General features: G+C 65.7%; 1 protein-coding gene. It reads left to right on the forward strand.

Features of this window, described 5'->3' with window-relative positions; all coding sequences use genetic code 11:
• Positions 1-18: 18 nt before the first annotated feature.
• The coding region (locus ACWC9R_RS37075; RefSeq protein ID WP_450738285.1) for a beta-ketoacyl reductase at positions 19-1,150 on the forward strand (1,132 nt) is incomplete at its 3' end.

Here is a 1,150-nt window from a genome sequence, read left to right on the forward strand (position 1 = left end):
GGAACCGAGGTGTGGGAGGTGGCATCGGGTGGACGGCCCGCACCCGAAGTACTGCACGAGACCCTGCACCGGATTCAGCGGTTCCTGACCGACGAAAGCAAGACAGACAACACCCTCATCGTCGTGACCCGGGGCGCCCTCGCCGTCAACGGCGAACCCATCGCCGACCTCGCCGCATCCGGCGTGACAGGACTCGTCCGCGTCGCCCAGACCGAACACCCCGGCCGCATCGTGCTCGCGGACATCGAACCCGGCACCGACATCGACACCAACGCCATCCTCGCCACCGGCGAACCCCAACTGGCAATACGAAACGGCGTCACACAGATCCCCCGCCTCAACCGCCTCCTCAACAACCCCGGCACCACCCGCAAAATCCACTGGAACGAAGGCACCATCCTGATCACCGGAGCCACCGGCACACTCGGCACGGTACTGGCCCGACACCTGGTGACCACACACCACGCACGCGACCTGCTGCTCGTATCACGACGTGGAACAAACGCACCAGGAGCCACCGAACTCAGGGACGAACTGACCGCCCTGGGCGCCCACATCACCCTCGCCGCCTGCGACGTCTCCGACAAACAAGCCGTCACCGACCTGCTCGCGTCCATCCCGGCCGAACGCCCCCTCAAAGCCGTCATCCACACCGCCGGAATCCTGGACGACACCGTACTCACCGACCTCACACCCAAACGCCTGGACACAGTCCTCAGACCGAAAACCGACGCCGCCTGGCACCTCCACCAAGCCACCCTCAACCACGAACTCAACGCATTCGTCGTCTACTCCTCGATCGCAGGCCTGATCGGCAACGCCGGCCAAGCCAACTACGCCGCCGCCAACACCTACCTCGACGCACTCACCCAACACCGCAACGCCCTCGGCCTCCCCGGCACCTCACTCGCCTGGGGCCTGTGGAACCAGACCAGCACCATCAGCGGCGAACTCAACGACACAGACCTGCGCCGCCTGGCCCGCATCGGCCTCACACCACTGGCCACCACCCAAGCCATGGAACTCTTCGACACCGCCCTCACCACAACCGAACCCCTCCTCGCCCTCACCGGACTCAACCCCACCACCCTCCACAAAGCCGCAAACACCCTGCCACCCCTCCTACACGACCTCACCCCCACCACCCACC

The organism is Streptomyces sp. NPDC001219 (assembly GCF_053597915.1).